Source organism: Bacteroidia bacterium, from assembly GCA_023228875.1.
Taxonomy (GTDB): domain Bacteria; phylum Bacteroidota; class Bacteroidia; order NS11-12g; family UBA955; genus JALOAG01.
Window position 1 is genome coordinate 105,800 of record JALOAG010000006.1, and the last position, 16,060, is coordinate 121,859.

Genomic DNA, 16,060 nt, shown 5'->3' on the forward strand with positions numbered 1-16,060 from the left:
ATATGCAAAAGCAACAGACAATATTAAAACGCGGGCTACAGCTATTAGGAGTAATCGGATTTGTTTTGATTATGATTGCTATCGCACAATCATTTATCGGCAAAGCTGAAGGTATTTCTAATCAACACCTTACCTCCCCTGTTGATGACAGGTTTGAAGTTCAGAAAGTATTTGCACCCGAACTTCCCACAGATGTAAACTTTTGCGGAGAAGTCATTGATCTTTCCGACATTGAAATTTCAGAGAGACTTGACAGAGAATTAGTTGTAAACTCTTTTCTCCACAGTTCAACTATACTGATACTCAAGAAATCAAATCGATACTTCCCAATCATTGAGAAAATTTTATTACAAGAAGGTGTTCCTGATGATATGAAATACTTATGTGTGGCAGAGAGTGGATTATCACAAGTGGTCTCCCCTGCAGGTGCAGCCGGATTTTGGCAATTTATGAAAACAACAGCACCCGCATATAGTCTTTATATTGACAATGAAATAGATGAAAGATATAATATAGAAAAAGCAACCTATGCCGCTTGCAAATATCTAAAAGAAGCAAAAGCTAAATTCGGCTCTTGGTCACTAGCTGCTGCTGCATACAATGCCGGCAACAACGGTATAATGAAACAAATCAATTTCCAAAACCAGACTTCTTATTACGATTTGTTTCTGAATGAGGAAACATCTCGATACATTTTTCGGATCATAGCGTTAAAATATATAATTGAGAATCCTAAACTCTATGGATTTCACCTCAAAGATGAACAATTATATGCTCCTCTTGAAGTAAGAAGATATACTGTTTCGCAAAACAATATTGACTGGGTAGAATATGCGAATCGCAATGATATTTCATATAAAACACTGCGATATTACAATCCCCAAATTAGAAGCAGTACTTGGGCAAATATCAAAAACCAGCAAATTGAGATTCTGTTACCTAAGTAATGTATTCTAACTTTTCAGTAATAGCCCTTAAAAGCATGTTTTAGCTGCTCTTACTTATCAATTAAAAAAAACGGAAATATTGATTATCTAAGATTTCTCTCTATAATACTCAATTATAGAATTATATACTAATACTAATATGAGTCACCTAACAGATACGATTTATAAAGATGAATCATGAAAGTTTCACAACTTGTTTTTTATAAAAAATAATTACTTTTGCCCCCATGAAAATGACACACACATCTTCTATCCTATCAATTGTATTAGTAGGAGCTATGTTCTTTGCTAGTTGTTCAAAAACTGAAAAAGCAAATATTAGAATGGATGAAACCGCAACAGTTACTATTCCTGACACTATTGACAGATATTCTGTCTATACTGCCAATTCAACTACGGTTACAAACAGCTTAGATGCAAAACTATCAGAAGCAGGCTACACTGCTGAAAACGTGAAAGAAGTGCGCTTAGAAGCACTTGAATTAAACTTGGTTAAACCGACTGATGAAACCTTCAAATTTTGTCGCTCAGTAAGTGTTTATCTTGTTGCAGACGGCATGACAGATACGCTTATTGGCTCAATCAGTAATCCTACCAGACTTGAAAGTGCACCTTTGTTCTTATTCAGACAAGCATCAGATTTGAAAGAATACTTTACTAAACCAAACTTTAGCTATAAAGCAGTTTTTCAAATGCGTCAACTATATAGCGAACCAATTGAAGTGCTTATCAAGCCAATCTACTTTGTTTCAGTAGAAAAAGAAAAATAAATTTACATAAATTGAATTAATACAAGCCCTTACAAGATATTGTAAGGGCTTTTTTGTTTATAAACTTTCATTGTCTTCTATGTATATTTGCACCCCCCAAAAAATGAAACATATTCGCAACTTTTGTATTATCGCTCATATCGACCATGGCAAAAGCACACTTGCAGACCGCCTTTTGGAATATACCAAAACCGTATCTGAAAGAGAAATGAAAGACCAACTGCTTGACAACATGGATTTAGAACGTGAACGTGGAATCACAATCAAAAGCCATGCTATCCAAATGGATTATGTTTTAGATGGACAGAAATATGTTCTAAACCTGATAGACACACCAGGACACGTTGATTTTTCGTATGAAGTATCTCGTTCAATTGCTGCATGCGAAGGCGCATTACTTATAGTAGATTCAAGCCAAGGTATTCAGGCTCAAACAATATCTAATCTATATCTTGCTTTAGAAAATGATTTAGAAATTATACCGGTTCTCAACAAAATAGACTTACCGGGTGCAATGCCTGAAGAAGTATCTGAACAGATTATAGACCTGATTGGTTGCAAAAATGAAGATATTATTCATGCAAGTGGTAAAACAGGTCAAGGGGTTTATGATATTCTTCGTGCAATTGTTGAGAGAGTTCCGCCACCTGTTGGCGAAGAAAAAGCTCCACTCAAGGCTTTGATTTTTGATTCTGTATTTAATTCATTCAGAGGAATTATAGCATATTACAAAATCATTGATGGTGTTGTAAACAAAGGCGACCACATCCGATTCATGAATACCGGAAGGGAATATTATGCAGAGGAAGTCGGTGTTTTAAGATTAGGGTTAGAACCTCGAAATGAAGTCAAGACCGGAGACGTAGGGTATATTATAACAGGTATCAAAAATGCACGAGAGGTAAAAGTTGGAGACACCATGACCCAAAAAAACTCTCCCACTACAGAAGCAATCAAAGGATTCGAAGATGTAAAACCTATGGTATTTGCCGGAATCTACCCTGTTGACACAGAAGATTATGAAGAATTAAGAGATGTAATGGCTAAATTACAACTCAACGATGCTTCTTTAGTCTTTGAACCGGAATCATCTGCTGCACTTGGATTCGGATTTAGATGTGGATTTTTAGGTATGTTGCACATGGAGATTATCCAAGAAAGACTCGAACGAGAATATGGCATGACCGTAATCACAACAGTTCCAAATGTTGGTTACAAAGCATATACCACCAAAGGCAAGTTTATAGAAGTTAACAACCCAAGCGACCTTCCGCCTCCTGAGTTAATTGACAAAGTTGAAGAACCGTACATCAACGCTTCGATTATCACCGCATCTGAATATGTAGGCGCGATCATGACACTTTGCTTGGAAAAACGAGGGGTGATTAAAAACCAAATTTATCTCACTACAAGCAGGGTGGAACTTACTTTTGAAATGCCTTTAGCAGAAGTTGTTTTCGACTTCTATGATAAGCTCAAAACAATTTCAAGAGGTTATGCCTCTTTTGATTACTCCCCTTCTGAATACAAAGATTCCAAGTTAGTAAAATTAGATATTATGCTTAACAAAGACCCGGTTGATGCGCTTTCTGCCATTATTCATAAAGACAGGGCATACGATCTTGGAAAAAAGATTTGTAAAAAACTGAAAGACTTAATTCCCAGACAACAATTTGAAATATCAATTCAAGCTGCTGTGGGTGCTAAGATTATTGCAAGAGAAACTATCTCGGCACTAAGAAAAGATGTTACTGCCAAATGCTACGGAGGGGATATTTCTCGTAAACGCAAATTGTTAGAAAAGCAAAAAGCCGGTAAAAAGAGAATGAGACAAGTGGGAAATGTCGAAATCCCTCAAAGCGCATTCCTTGCGGTACTCAAACTTGACGAATAGTTTAATTATTATTCAATCTCATTCACGCTCTGAAACCTTGAGTTTGTCCGATTTTATAAACGACTGTGATATTTCCTCATTACAAACACCCGATTTCTTGTCTTTTTTGACGTAATTGCGCCCCCATTATGAAACCAAGATTTTCAATTAAACAGAGTGTCTTATTCGTTATTCTATTCTCGCTTACTTTTACAGTTTTCGGAGAAGACACATTGTCAAATTCTAAAAAGAGTTTTTATCGCTTCTCAGTAATTAAAGCCAATGAGGCAATGCCTGTACAAGACCAAAACAGAAGTTCAACATGTTGGAGTTTTTCTACTTTGTCTTTCATGGAGTCTGAACTGCTTCGCATGGGTAAAGGTCATCACCTTTTAAGTGAGATGTACATTGTAAGAAATGCATGGATTGGCAAAGCTGATATGTATGTTAGAATGCAAGGACATTATAACTTCTCCGGTGGAGGCGCATTTAATGACATCCCTTGGGTGATTAAAAGATATGGAATTATACCTCAGTCTGCTTATTCCGGGTTAAACTACGGTACTGACAAACACACTCACGCTGAACTCGATGCTGTTCTTAAAGGTTTTATTGATGCGGTTAAAGACAACCCTCAAAAAGCACTTACACCTGCTTGGAAAGGTGCATTTGAAGGTATATTGAATGCTTATCTAGGACCGGTTCCTGAAAACTTTGAATATCAAGGAAAGAAATATACGCCTCAGAGTTTTGCAACTTATTTAGGTCTCAACATGGATGATTATGTTTCATTAACATCTTTCACCCACCACCCTTTTTACAGTAGTTTTGTGATTGAAGTTCCGGATAATTGGGCAATGACAACGAGCTACAACTTGCCCCTTAATGAATTCATGCAAGTAATGGAAAGTGCTATTATGAATGGCTATACTTTCGCATGGGGTTCTGATGTGTCTGAAAAAGGATTTTCTCACAGAAACGGAATTGCAATCGTTCCTGCCGATGATTCAATGGTACAAGTGAAAGGAAAAGACAATGTTATATTCAATAATCCTAATGAGGCTGAACGCTCAGGTAATGCTTTTATATACCCAATGACTGAATTGCAAATCACTCAGGAGTTAAGACAAAAAGCATTTGACTCCCAAGAAACCACAGATGATCATGGAATGCATATCACCGGTTTAGTGAAAGATCAAAATGGTACAAAATATTTTATTGTAAAAAACAGCTGGGGAACTAAGTATAATGACTGCGATGGATATCTTTACGCTTCATGGAACTATGTTGCGTATAAGACCATGAATATTATGATTCATAAGAATGCTATTCCTAAAGACATCGCAAAAAAACTTGGCATTAAATAGTCCCTTTACAAACTCATTCAAATGAAAAAAACTGTCGTTATTTTGACTTTAATATTTGTTTTAGCAACCTTGTTCACCTCTTGTTACTCAGCAAACAAATGCAATGGAGTGCGCAAGACCAGAACATCAATGGGGTATATGTAAAAACTCCAAACACAGATTCACTTGGTACGTCCTGCTCAATCATTAGGTGCTCTTTATGTTGAAGAATCATTTCGATTAGATGAATTGGGCGTATTTTATAGAGAAGTATTTTTAATAAAAACGTATTTAGGCATCTGTCGGAATCATACTGTGTCAAATTTTAACATAATAGCAAAATATTCATTATTGAAACCGGCTCTATGAATTGCCCGATGATTTAGCGGGAGAAATGACCGATTTTAGTTTCTGAATCAATTCATCCTTACTCTCTATGCTATTTGACATTGGAAGTATAAACCAAATTCCTCCATCTAACCATTCAGTAGGAATTCGGGCTGCATCTTTCTCCGTTGTAAGTACGATTTGATTTGTACTTCTTGCAAATTGTGTAATTTCACTTACTTGCTGCTCACTCAAATGGGCATGGTCGCTAAATTTAAAATGTTTAAATGGAACCTTTTTATCATTCAAGTAATTCACAATCAAGTTTGGATTAGCAATTCCCGTAACCAAAACTGCCCCACGCCCAACCACCTCATCCCAAGATATAGTTTGTGTTGTGGTAATATTCATGGGAAGCAAATACTCGATAGCTGAGAAAAACTGCATTGCATTGCTATATCGTCTAATATGCTGACAATGTTCACTCTTCACTTTCTCGTTAACGTTTACAGGTGCTTTTGTTGTAATGATAATATCAGCTCTGTATGCGGCAGAACGAAATTCGCGCAACATCCCTGTTGGCATTGGAAAATCTCTATAAAATGGATGTTGCCATTCTGTTAACAGTATATACAAGCTAGCCTTTAACCTGAAATGCTGAAAAGCGTCATCCAACAGGATCACTTGCGTTTTGGGGAACAATGTTGCTATTTGACTAACCCCTGCTACCCTATTTTCACAAACAGTAACTACTACATCCGGGAATCTTTTCTTAATCATCAAAGGCTCGTCTCCACATTGCACAGCAGACAAAGATGTAAACACTTCCAAAAAACCCTTTGTTTCTCTCCCATACCCTCGAGACAATACCGCAAGAGTATATCCTTCTTTTATTAACTCTTCTATAAGCAACAAGATCATGGGAGATTTGCCTGTACCACCAACTTTAATATTCCCCACAACAATGGTAGGCAGAGTTGACTGCTTGCGCTTGAGAACACCTTTATCAAAAAGTATCCATCTACATTGTGCAATGAATCCAAACAGCCATGAAAAAGGTAGTAAAATAAATCTCAAACCCACCTAGCAAATTTGGTAAAAATCTTGACAATCACACTAACTTTGCCCTCTATGATTGTAAAAGAAATTACATCCTTAATTGAGCAAATTGCACCACTTTCCTACCAAGAATCTTATGACAATGCCGGTTTAATTATTGGCAACCAAAACAATGAAGTACATGGTATTTTATTATGTTTAGATGTTACCGAAGCGGTAGTACAAGAAGCGATAGATACTAAATGTAATTTAATAATTGCACATCATCCTATTATTTTCAAAGGATTAAAGAAACTGAACGGCAAAAACTTTGTTGAACGAATTGTAATACAATCAATCAAGAACAACATTAATATATATGCAGCACATACCAATTTAGACAATGTATTTGCAAATGGTGTCAATGAAAAAATTGCAGAGAAAATTAATCTTAAAGACATTGAAATATTAAAACCACTTAAATCCAACCTTGCAAAACTCGTAACCTATTGCCCTCCTCAATACGCTGATATGTTACGGGATGTATTATGGAATGCCGGAGCCGGCAATATTGGAAAATACGACCAATGTAGTTTCTCTTCCACCGGAATTGGCACATTCAGAGGCAATGAGGATTCAAATCCTCTTATTGGCATACAAGGAGAACTTGAAAAAGTACAAGAGGAACGAATTGAAGTTTTATTTGAAAAACACAAACAATCTTCGCTTATTCAGACCTTAATTGCCAATCATCCTTATGAAGAAGTGGCATACGAAATTTATGATATTGCAAATGAAAATCAAACCAAAGGGGCAGGTATGATTGGTTCGTTACCGGAAGCAATGTCATCAGCAGGTTTTTTAGAGTACCTAAAAAACAACATGAATATCAAGGTTATTAAATACACATCGGGCAAAGAAACCATGATCCGCAAAGTTGCAATTTGTGGAGGCAGTGGACGTTTTTTATTAGAAGATGCAATGCACAAAGAAGCTGATGTCTTTATCACTGCCGATTTTAAATATCACGATTACTTTGAAGCAGATGGACAAATCATGGTTTGTGACATCGGACATTATGAATCAGAGATTTTTACAATAGAAATTTTTATGAAAATAATTCAAGAAAAATTCCCTAATTTCGCAACCCGTTTCACAGAAACAAATACTAACCCAATAAATTATTACTTATAAGATGGATATATCCATAGAAAACAAATTAAAAGCACTCTGGGCACTACAAGAAATCGACAGCAAACTTGACAAACTCAATGCCCTAAAAGGAGAACTCCCAATTGAAGTTGCAGATCTTGAGGATGAAATTGCCGGTTTAAATACTAGAGAGCAAAACATTCGTCAGGAGATTGAAAACCTTGAGGATCAAATTAGTGAGTATAAAAATAAAATCAAACAGAGCGAACAGTATATTACAAAATTCAAACAACAATTGAACGATGTAAAGAACAACCGCGAATACGAGGCTTTATCAAAAGAAATCGAGATTATGGAACTCGAAATTCAGGCAGCTGAGAAAAGAATGAAAGAAGCTTCATTTGCTATTGAAAACCAAAATGCACTGATAGAAGAAACACAAGCTAAAATTGAAACTGTAAAGAAAGAAGTAGAAACCAAGAAAGTTGAATTAGTATCTATTATTCAAGAAACTGAAGATGAAGAGAAAAAACTTGGTGAGGAAAGAGAAACCGCAGTTAAAGAAATTGAAGAAAGGCTGTATTACTCTTATGGCAGAATCAGAAAAAATGCACTCAATGGTATTGCAATTGCTCCGATTGTACGTTCATCTTGTGGTGGTTGTTTTGCTAAAATACCATTACAAAGACAAGTTGATATAAAGCAACACTTAAAGGTGAATGCTTGTGAACATTGTGGAAGAATTATCGTTGATGAAACAATTACCGGTATCCAATCACAAGTTATTGAGGACGATAAAAAACCAAGAAGAAGACTAAAAAAGCGTCTTAGTTCAGAAACATCAATCTAGTTTAAGAGTAACTCACATCAAAGAAAAAGCCCCGATTGAATCAATCGGGGCTTTTTCTTTGATTGCGCACCCGAAGGGAGTCGAACCCCTATCTTAAGAACCGGAATCTTATATTCTATCCATTAAACTACGGGTGCAATAACTAAATCAGAACTTCTCATTCCTAACTGATTTGGGGTTACAAAGTAAATTAATTTACGCTACAAATTAATTTCTTTATCGCATTGAATATCAATTAATAGTGCAACCGGTTAGGCAATTGGCTTGATAAAGAATTATTAAAGTAATATCAAGATTGCCTCAAGGACACTATTTTGCAAAGGCATCAATCTGTTCAAGTATCCTTTGGTGAATTTCTTCAACAGTTTTCATTGAACCGTCTCCATTGTAACAAACAATGCGTATAAACCCGGTCTGGGTTTGTACTAAATTTTCATACTCCATTCTCACTGCTGCTTGTAAATTCAAATCTTTTTCATGAATATCATCTTTGCCTTGAAGATAAATTCTGTCAAGCCCTTCTCGTTTACTACGTAATGAATCTGCAGTAAATTTAGAAGGCACATCTAAATAGAAAGTTAGATCCGGTTTTGGTATCTTATTAAATCCATACTCCAACTCTAAAATCCAGTTCTTCAGTGCGAGTTTAGCTGTGGGCTCATATATCTTAGCACATTGATATGCAATATTGGAATATACATACCTATCAACAAGCACACAATCACCCTGCTGCAGCCATGTTGTAATTGTGGGTGCAAATTCTTTTCTATCTTCTGAAAAAAGTAGTGCAACCAGTTGGGGATGAACTGACTCAACAGATCCGAATTCTCCTCTCAGAAACTTTGCAATCATTGCACCAAATAGTCCTTGATTTAAACGTGGAAAATGTATAAAACGTGTTGCTACACCTTTATTTTGAAAGTGTTCAGACAACAAACGAATTTGAGTGGACTTCCCCACTCCATCAGGACCTTCAATTGCAATAAATGGTGTTTTGGGTTTTGACATGATTTGTTATTTATCTAATTGTTGTTTGAGCATTGCCCATTTATTAATCCAATTTTTTCTTATTTCCTTATCAATTTCCCAATCTGTTTCATGCAACTTGATAGAAAGTCGCACTATAACAACGTCTTTCTGGATATCAATAATTCGCATATTAAAACTGTTCAGGTTAGCTTTGTGACTAAATTCAATGATTGATTGTCTAAACACTTGTTCAGTCTTTTCAATATCTTCAAACATCGTAATAGGCAACGGGAGTTCCACTTGTGCCTTACGTGTTTCACCCTTAGTATAATTGACGATTTGGTTGTTTAAAACAATATTGTTTGGGATTAATACTAGGTCGCCTTCTTCACTTTGCAGCTGTACATTCATTAGGCTCAGGTTAATTATTTTCCCTTTTTGCTCGCCAATTTTAACATAATCACCAATTTCAATATTGGAATTAAACATCAAGGTCATTCCATTAATTGCATTAGAGATATAATCCTTTGACAAAATGGCTATTGCTGCAGCAATAATGGAAATTGATGTAAAGAAGTGCTTTAGCTCTATATTGACAAGTTGGAGAAATGTAAAAAACAGAAGAATTGAGATAATGATTAAGGAAATGGTGTTTATTCCCACAATAAAATTGTCTATCCCTTGTATATTTTTTCTGCGCCTATAAAGGTGCAGGACGATAGCACGCAAAACAAGTATAGATGCTATAAACAATCCATTGATTAGCAATTTGCCCAGTGTAGTATCAATATTGGTAAACATACTTAATTATAAGTCAAATAAGCTTTTTTGTCCAAAACTATCAATGTTGTCATCATCGTTTCTGTTACGAGTATCAATCACAGACATCTTAATCTCTTTGTTTTCAGGCTGCTTTGAATCCGTCTTCTTATTTATTTGATGTGAATCCTTTGAGTCAGTATTTGTTTTATCATTCTTTTGGGGTGCAGCATCAGTTTTTTCCTCAACCTGTGTTTCGTCAATCTTTACAATTGTTTCTGTCTCTACCTTATCAGTCTCCAAGGTATCTTTCTCTATGATTACGTTTTCTTCCACATCTCCATCAACTTCTTCTATGATTGATTCATCTTCGTTTATTGCTTCACTGTGCTGCTTTGTTACAGTTCCTACCAATGGGGATAGCAATTTGATACTTACTAATTTTTCCGATGTCAGTTTGTTTCCATTTGCTTTCCAGCCTTTCACATCAATAAAATCAGCTAACAACAGCGTATTTGTAACTTTAGTTCCTCTTTCATTTTTATAGCTGTATTCAATCTCCGGGTTATCAAAAGTGGAAGCTACGAGTAGCTTTGCACCTCTTTCTTCGCTAATAAAGATAAATCTCCTACCTAAAGTTGTCGTTTCAATCTTAAATCTCTTTACAAATACAGATTTTGATGTAGGATCGTAATGAACCACATTGATTGGTTGAATTGAATGATACTTTTGGAGCAATACAATCTCTTTACCATCATACTTATTTGTGAGTTCGTTGTCTGTCAACTCGTAGCTGCCATCATTAAAAATCGCAAGAATTCTGTCCTCTGAAGTAAAAGAACCTAAGTATTCACCTCTTCCGTCTGTATTCAGTCTTCCTATTTCAATCTCATAATAAATATCACGACCGCGCTCAGTTGAAATTCCTTTTTGGGTCATTTCTATTTTTCTAATAGGATGTTTAGTCAACATGTTCCCACGCGAATTGCGACCTTTGATTGCTAAATCAGCAAAATTGTATTCGAAAAACTTATTTTTAGCTTTTGCCAATGAACTCAAATACACCCCGATTTTTTCAGCTTCTGAGTTGTAGTTGGCTGTAAAATATAGAATTTTAGAACCAGGTGTACCAATTGTAACATCATACTCTTTATCACGAATCAGACTTAACACATTGAACCTTTTGACAAAGGCAACCTTGCTCTTACCATCCGAATAAACAACATTGTACACCTTGCGGTCATCATTTTTTCTAAACACATCCACATGAATCAAGTCCTTTCCCATGAACAGTTTGTCAGCAATTTTGCTTATTTGGTATTTACCATCTCTTCTAAAGGCTATGATATCATCAATGTCTGAGCAATCGGTAACATATTCATCTTTTTTCAAACCCATCCCTACAAAACCTTCTGCAAAATTTGCATACAACTTCTCGTTGGCAACAGCAACTACATTCGCTTCAATGTTATCAAACAACCTTATTTCAGTTTTTCGTTCCTTCCCTTTGCCATATTTTTTTAACAGATTGTCAAAATAGTCAATTGCAAACTCAACAAGATGCTCAAGATTGTACAACACTTCTTCTATTTGATTTTCAATAGCTTTGAGCAATTCATCCGCTTTAAACGAGTCAAACTTTGAGATACGTTTAATTCTAATCTCAGTTAATCTTGTTATATCTTCAACTGTAACTTCCCTTTTTAGTCTGGGCTTAAAGGGTTCTAATCCTTTGTCAATGGTTTGTATGATATCTTCCCAAGTTTCGCATTCTTCAATATCTCTGTATATTCTTTCTTCAATAAAAATCTTTTCAAGTGAACTAAAATGCCATTTCTCATTCAGATCGCCCAACTTAATTTTTAATTCTTGTTCTAAAAGGCTTACGGTCTTATGAGTACTGATTTCCAACATCTCATCGACTGACAGAAATACAGGTTTATCATTATAGATAACACAAGCATTGGGTGAGATAGAAACTTCGCAATCCGTAAAAGCATATAAGGCATCAATCGTCATTTCAGGGCTGATTCCAGACATTAATTGTATCTCAATCTCTACATCTTTAGCGGTATTATCAACCACCTTTCTGATTTTGATTTTGCCATTGTCATTTGCCTTTACAATGGAATCAATAATATTTCCGGTCGTAGTACCAAAAGGGATTTCTTTGATAATCAGTCGCTTTCCTTCTGCTTGTTCAATCCGTGCTCTCACTCTGATTTTTCCACCTTTCATTCCGCTGTTGTAATTTGAACAATCAGCCATTCCTCCGGTCATAAAATCAGGCAGTATATGAGTCTTTTTACCTTTGAGTACATCAATAGAAGCCAGGCACAACTCTCTAAAATTGTGTGGCAATATTTTGGTTGACAACCCAACGGCAATACCCTCAACGCCCTGTGCCAATACAAGTGGAAATTTTACAGGAAAATGAAGGGGTTCTTTTTTTCGACCGTCATAGGAATTTACCCAAATTGTTGTTTGTGGATTATACAACACTTCTAAGGCAAAAGGAGTCAATCTTGCTTCAATGTATCGCGATGCAGCAGCACCATCTCCGGTTCTGATGTCGCCCCAATTTCCCTGTGTATCAATTAACAGCTCCTTTTGTCCTAAATTCACCATGGCGTCACCAATGGCTGCATCACCATGAGGATGATACTGCATAGTCTGCCCAATTACATTGGCAACTTTGTTATACCTTCCATCGTCCATTTCCTTCATTGCATGCAGAATTCTGCGTTGAACAGGCTTTAAACCATCATTCAAATCCGGTACTGCACGTTCTAAAATCACATATGAGGCATAGTCAAGAAACCAATTTTCATATAATCCTGCAACAGGCAAAACACCGCCATCATGACTTTTGTCATGTGTTATACCCCCATCAGAATCAGGGGAATCCATGTCTTCTTCGTTAATATTGTCCTCTATTGGTTCTTCTTCGTAACTCATTCAATAACTTTCACTATATGATTATGCTGCAACTTCGTTCTCTTCAACTATCAATGACTTGGATGTATTTTTCTCTTCTTTAAACATATCCTCTTTCTCTACTTTCAAATTCTCGATAATAAAATCTTGTCTATCCGGGGTATTTTTACCCATGTAGTATTTGAGTAGTTTCTCAATAGGCGTATCCTTTCTCAAGATAATGGGCTCCAAACGCATATTGCTTCCTATAAACATTCCAAACTCATCAGGAGAAATTTCTCCTAATCCTTTAAAACGTGTAATCTCCGGCTTCGAACCCAAAACAGAAATTGCAGTTTGCTTCTCTGTTTCATCGTAACAATACACTGTTTCTTTTTTGTTTCTTACTCTAAACAATGGAGTTGTTAATATATACACATGTCCATTTTTGACAAGGTCAGGGAAAAATTGCAAGAAAAAGGTCATCATTAAAAGTCGGATGTGCATTCCGTCCACATCTGCATCGGTTGCTATGACTATCTTGTTGTATCTTAAAAACTCAATTCCTTCTTCAATCCCTAAGGCATGTTGCAATAGATTAAATTCTTCATTCTCGTAAACCACTTTTTTACTTAATCCATAACAATTTAGGGGCTTACCTCTAAGAGAAAACACTGCTTGGGTCTCAACATTTCTGGATTTAGTAATCGAACCTGAAGCCGAATCCCCTTCTGTGATAAATAAAGTGGATTCAAACCTTTCATCTTTATTTTCATCTGTAAAATGAATACGGCAATCTCTCAACTTCTTATTATGTACATTCGCTTTCTTTGCCCTTTGGTTAGCAAGTTTACGAATACCTGCCATATCCTTTCGTTCTCTTTCAGACTGTTGAATTCGCGCCAGAAGAGCTTCTGCAACTGCGGGGTTTTTATGCAAATAATCATCTAACTCCTTTTTTATAAAATCATTAATAAAAACCCTCAATGAATTGCCACCAGGATACATTTCAGTAGAACCTAACTTGGTTTTAGTTTGGCTTTCAAATACCGGTTCTTGCACTTTTACAGCAATTGCACCAATGATCGCAGAACGCACATCGGATGGATCAAAATCCTTTTTATAAAAATCACGCAATGTTCTGACCAAGGCTTCTTTAAAAGCAGAAAGATGTGTTCCGCCTTGTGTTGTGTTTTGCCCATTGACAAAAGAATAATACTCTTCACCATATTGGTTGCCATGCGAAAATGCAACTTCAATATCTTTTCCTTTGAAATGCAAAATCGGATAACGCAATGTTTCCATATCTGCTTTTCGCTCCAACAAATCCAACAAACCTCTTTTGGAATGAAAAATCTGTCCGTTAAAGACTAAAGTAAGACCTGCATTCAAGAAACTGTAGTTCCAGAACTGCTCCTCCATAAAATGAGGGATATAACGGAAATTTCTAAAAATAGTATTGTCCGGTTCAAATACGACAAGCGTTCCGTTTTTTTGGGTAGTGTCTTCAAGTGGGGCATCATTCACAAGAACGCCTTTTTCAAATTCAGCTTTCTTGGCTTTCCCGTCCCTAAAAGACTGTACCAAAAAATAATTAGAAAGAGCATTCACTGCTTTGGTACCCACCCCATTCAGTCCAACTGATTTTTGAAAAGCACCTGAATCATACTTTCCTCCGGTATTTATCTTAGAAACACAATCAACAACTTTGCCTAAAGGAATACCGCGCCCATAGTCGCGAACGGAAACTCGGCTTCCTGCAATACTCACTTCAATCTTGTTTCCAAATCCCATCATGTGTTCATCAATTGAGTTATCCACTACTTCTTTAATCAACACATAAATCCCGTCATCAGCGGCAGCACCATCACCCAATTTACCGATATACATTCCCGGACGCAGCCGGATATGTTCCTTCCAGTCTAAGGATTTGATATTGTCTTCTGTATATGAAATTGGGTTCTCTGCCATGGCGTTCAAATGAAACAGCGAAATTAACCCTACGGCTAAAGAGGTTATCATAAAGTTTTAAACATCAAATTTGTTTGAATACCATACGAAATCATTGTCTGCAAACGGCAATTTTAAAACATAGTATCTTTTCGTAGTACAAAATATACGTTCTTCTCACCCCACAATTCCACATAACATATTCGTAATTTCAGGGACTAAACAATAATGTGTAAGATGCAACTATTTTCTAGTGTCCTTTGCTTTAATTGGATTTTCAGAGAATTTGAGTTTATACAAGAAAGCTGCTGCAAAATGAAATTAACCTCTTTTTCACCATCTAAAATCAACAACTTTGCTTAATATTCTAACTAACCCTAACTTCTTTCGCTTCTAATAAAGTCGTTACTCTGAATATTGTAATTCTGTTTTGCCGGAAGGTGGGTTGTGTTGAGTTAAATGCAAGGAATAATATAAAAAGCCAGTTAATCATATCAATTCGTCATTCCATTTATATAAGTTTCTACAAAGCCCAGGATTTTACTCAAAATTCTGTCGCCTGTTTTTTTGCGTTCCAAAACCGAAGGATTTTCGCCTTCCAACAATTCCAAAATTTCATCTCTCAACGGTTCTCGTTCTGCATACAAGTAATTTTCAATCAGGGTTTGTGTTTTGTCGGCTGAAAGGTTTTCTTCTTTCACCTGTTTGTTGAAAGCATTTTGCTGTTCTGCTGTCCAGAACTTTTCAAATGCTTCGGGAATAGCTTTGTCTAGTCCTAAAATAGGTTTACACCAAAACGTGTAAAAATGGACAAAAAAAGTAAAGTCATTCTAGGACTAAATTTGATTTTTTAATTTATTTTTGGATCTAAGTATTAACTTGTAAACTTTTTTAGGACGATATATTCCCCAAGTGTTGCCAAAGAGCCATTTTCCTCATCACATTCGACAATCATATATTGAAGACTATCAACTGTTTAAAAAATTTCTATTAAGATTTCTTAAAAAAATAATTTGCTTAGTTAGGATTCCTTACTATGTTCACACCGGCAAAAATGCCAAAAAACAACTTAAATTAATTTAAAATGACAAAATCAATTTTCTATCACGCAGGATGCCCGGTGTGCATCAGCGCAAAATACAAACTTACGCAATCTTTTTGAA

General features: G+C 35.9%; 12 protein-coding genes and 1 tRNA gene. 6 read left to right on the forward strand and 7 right to left on the reverse strand.

Annotation, left to right across the window (positions count from 1 at the left end):
* The first annotated feature begins 2 nt into the window (after positions 1–2).
* The 4 genes from M0R38_08060 to M0R38_08075 all read left to right on the forward strand — a co-directional run bounded on the left by M0R38_08060 (position 3) and on the right by M0R38_08075 (position 4,957).
* Positions 3–947, forward strand: coding sequence for a lytic transglycosylase domain-containing protein (locus tag M0R38_08060; GenBank protein MCK9481696.1), 945 nt, complete (start codon positions 3–5; stop codon positions 945–947).
* 227 nt (positions 948–1,174) lie between these two features.
* A complete protein-coding gene (locus M0R38_08065; protein MCK9481697.1) occupies positions 1,175–1,717 on the forward strand; it encodes a hypothetical protein in 543 nt (180 codons plus the stop codon).
* A 103-nt stretch (positions 1,718–1,820) separates the two neighbouring features.
* Entirely contained in the window at positions 1,821–3,611 is a 1,791-nt protein-coding gene (gene lepA, locus M0R38_08070; protein MCK9481698.1) for a translation elongation factor 4, read from the forward strand.
* 128 nt (positions 3,612–3,739) lie between these two features.
* Positions 3,740–4,957: a C1 family peptidase gene (locus tag M0R38_08075; GenBank protein MCK9481699.1), complete on the forward strand. Its 1,218-nt coding sequence runs from the start codon at positions 3,740–3,742 to the stop codon at positions 4,955–4,957.
* 342 nt (positions 4,958–5,299) lie between these two features.
* Here M0R38_08075 and lpxK read toward each other — a convergent pair whose 3' ends face one another.
* Complete coding sequence (gene lpxK, locus M0R38_08080) at positions 5,300–6,340, reverse strand: tetraacyldisaccharide 4'-kinase (GenBank protein MCK9481700.1); 1,041 nt, start codon at positions 6,338–6,340, stop codon at positions 5,300–5,302.
* Between the two features lie 54 nt (positions 6,341–6,394).
* Between lpxK and M0R38_08085 the strand changes: the two genes are divergently transcribed.
* Positions 6,395–7,495, forward strand: a complete 1,101-nt coding sequence (locus M0R38_08085) for a Nif3-like dinuclear metal center hexameric protein (GenBank protein ID MCK9481701.1) — start codon at positions 6,395–6,397, stop codon at positions 7,493–7,495.
* Between the two features lies 1 nt (position 7,496).
* A complete protein-coding gene (locus tag M0R38_08090) occupies positions 7,497–8,303 on the forward strand; it encodes a C4-type zinc ribbon domain-containing protein (protein MCK9481702.1) in 807 nt (268 codons plus the stop codon).
* A 65-nt stretch (positions 8,304–8,368) separates the two neighbouring features.
* On the opposite strand, the gene M0R38_08095 is transcribed toward M0R38_08090, so the two are convergent.
* The 6 genes from M0R38_08095 to M0R38_08120 all read right to left on the reverse strand — a co-directional run bounded on the left by M0R38_08095 (position 8,369) and on the right by M0R38_08120 (position 15,658).
* Positions 8,369–8,440, reverse strand: a tRNA-Arg gene (locus tag M0R38_08095).
* A gap of 172 nt (positions 8,441–8,612) precedes the next feature.
* A complete protein-coding gene (gene tmk, locus M0R38_08100; protein ID MCK9481703.1) occupies positions 8,613–9,311 on the reverse strand; it encodes a dTMP kinase in 699 nt (232 codons plus the stop codon).
* A 6-nt stretch (positions 9,312–9,317) separates the two neighbouring features.
* On the reverse strand, positions 9,318–10,073 hold the full coding sequence (locus M0R38_08105) for a mechanosensitive ion channel family protein (GenBank protein ID MCK9481704.1): 756 nt from the start codon (positions 10,071–10,073) through the stop codon (positions 9,318–9,320).
* A 6-nt stretch (positions 10,074–10,079) separates the two neighbouring features.
* Complete coding sequence (locus tag M0R38_08110; protein ID MCK9481705.1) at positions 10,080–12,941, reverse strand: DNA gyrase/topoisomerase IV subunit A; 2,862 nt, start codon at positions 12,939–12,941, stop codon at positions 10,080–10,082.
* Positions 12,942–13,010: 69 nt separating this feature from the next.
* On the reverse strand, positions 13,011–14,918 hold the full coding sequence (locus M0R38_08115) for a type IIA DNA topoisomerase subunit B (GenBank protein MCK9481706.1): 1,908 nt from the start codon (positions 14,916–14,918) through the stop codon (positions 13,011–13,013).
* A 473-nt stretch (positions 14,919–15,391) separates the two neighbouring features.
* The gene (locus tag M0R38_08120) at positions 15,392–15,658 is read right to left on the reverse strand and encodes a hypothetical protein (protein ID MCK9481707.1); all 267 of its coding nucleotides are present in this window, start codon (positions 15,656–15,658) and stop codon (positions 15,392–15,394) included.
* Between the last annotated feature and the right edge of the window lie 402 nt (positions 15,659–16,060).

Coding starts and splice junctions, on each gene's coding strand:
- M0R38_08110 (MCK9481705.1), bottom strand. CDS start 12,941: ATGGATTCCCCTGATTCTGATGGGGGTATAACACATGACAAAAGTCAT.
- M0R38_08115 (MCK9481706.1), bottom strand. CDS start 14,918: ATGGCAGAGAACCCAATTTCATATACAGAAGACAATATCAAATCCTTA.
- M0R38_08090 (MCK9481702.1), top strand. CDS start 7,497: ATGGATATATCCATAGAAAACAAATTAAAAGCACTCTGGGCACTACAA.
- M0R38_08065 (MCK9481697.1), top strand. CDS start 1,175: ATGAAAATGACACACACATCTTCTATCCTATCAATTGTATTAGTAGGA.
- tmk (MCK9481703.1), bottom strand. CDS start 9,311: ATGTCAAAACCCAAAACACCATTTATTGCAATTGAAGGTCCTGATGGA.
- M0R38_08085 (MCK9481701.1), top strand. CDS start 6,395: ATGATTGTAAAAGAAATTACATCCTTAATTGAGCAAATTGCACCACTT.
- lepA (MCK9481698.1), top strand. CDS start 1,821: ATGAAACATATTCGCAACTTTTGTATTATCGCTCATATCGACCATGGC.
- M0R38_08075 (MCK9481699.1), top strand. CDS start 3,740: ATGAAACCAAGATTTTCAATTAAACAGAGTGTCTTATTCGTTATTCTA.
- M0R38_08060 (MCK9481696.1), top strand. CDS start 3: ATGCAAAAGCAACAGACAATATTAAAACGCGGGCTACAGCTATTAGGA.
- M0R38_08105 (MCK9481704.1), bottom strand. CDS start 10,073: ATGTTTACCAATATTGATACTACACTGGGCAAATTGCTAATCAATGGA.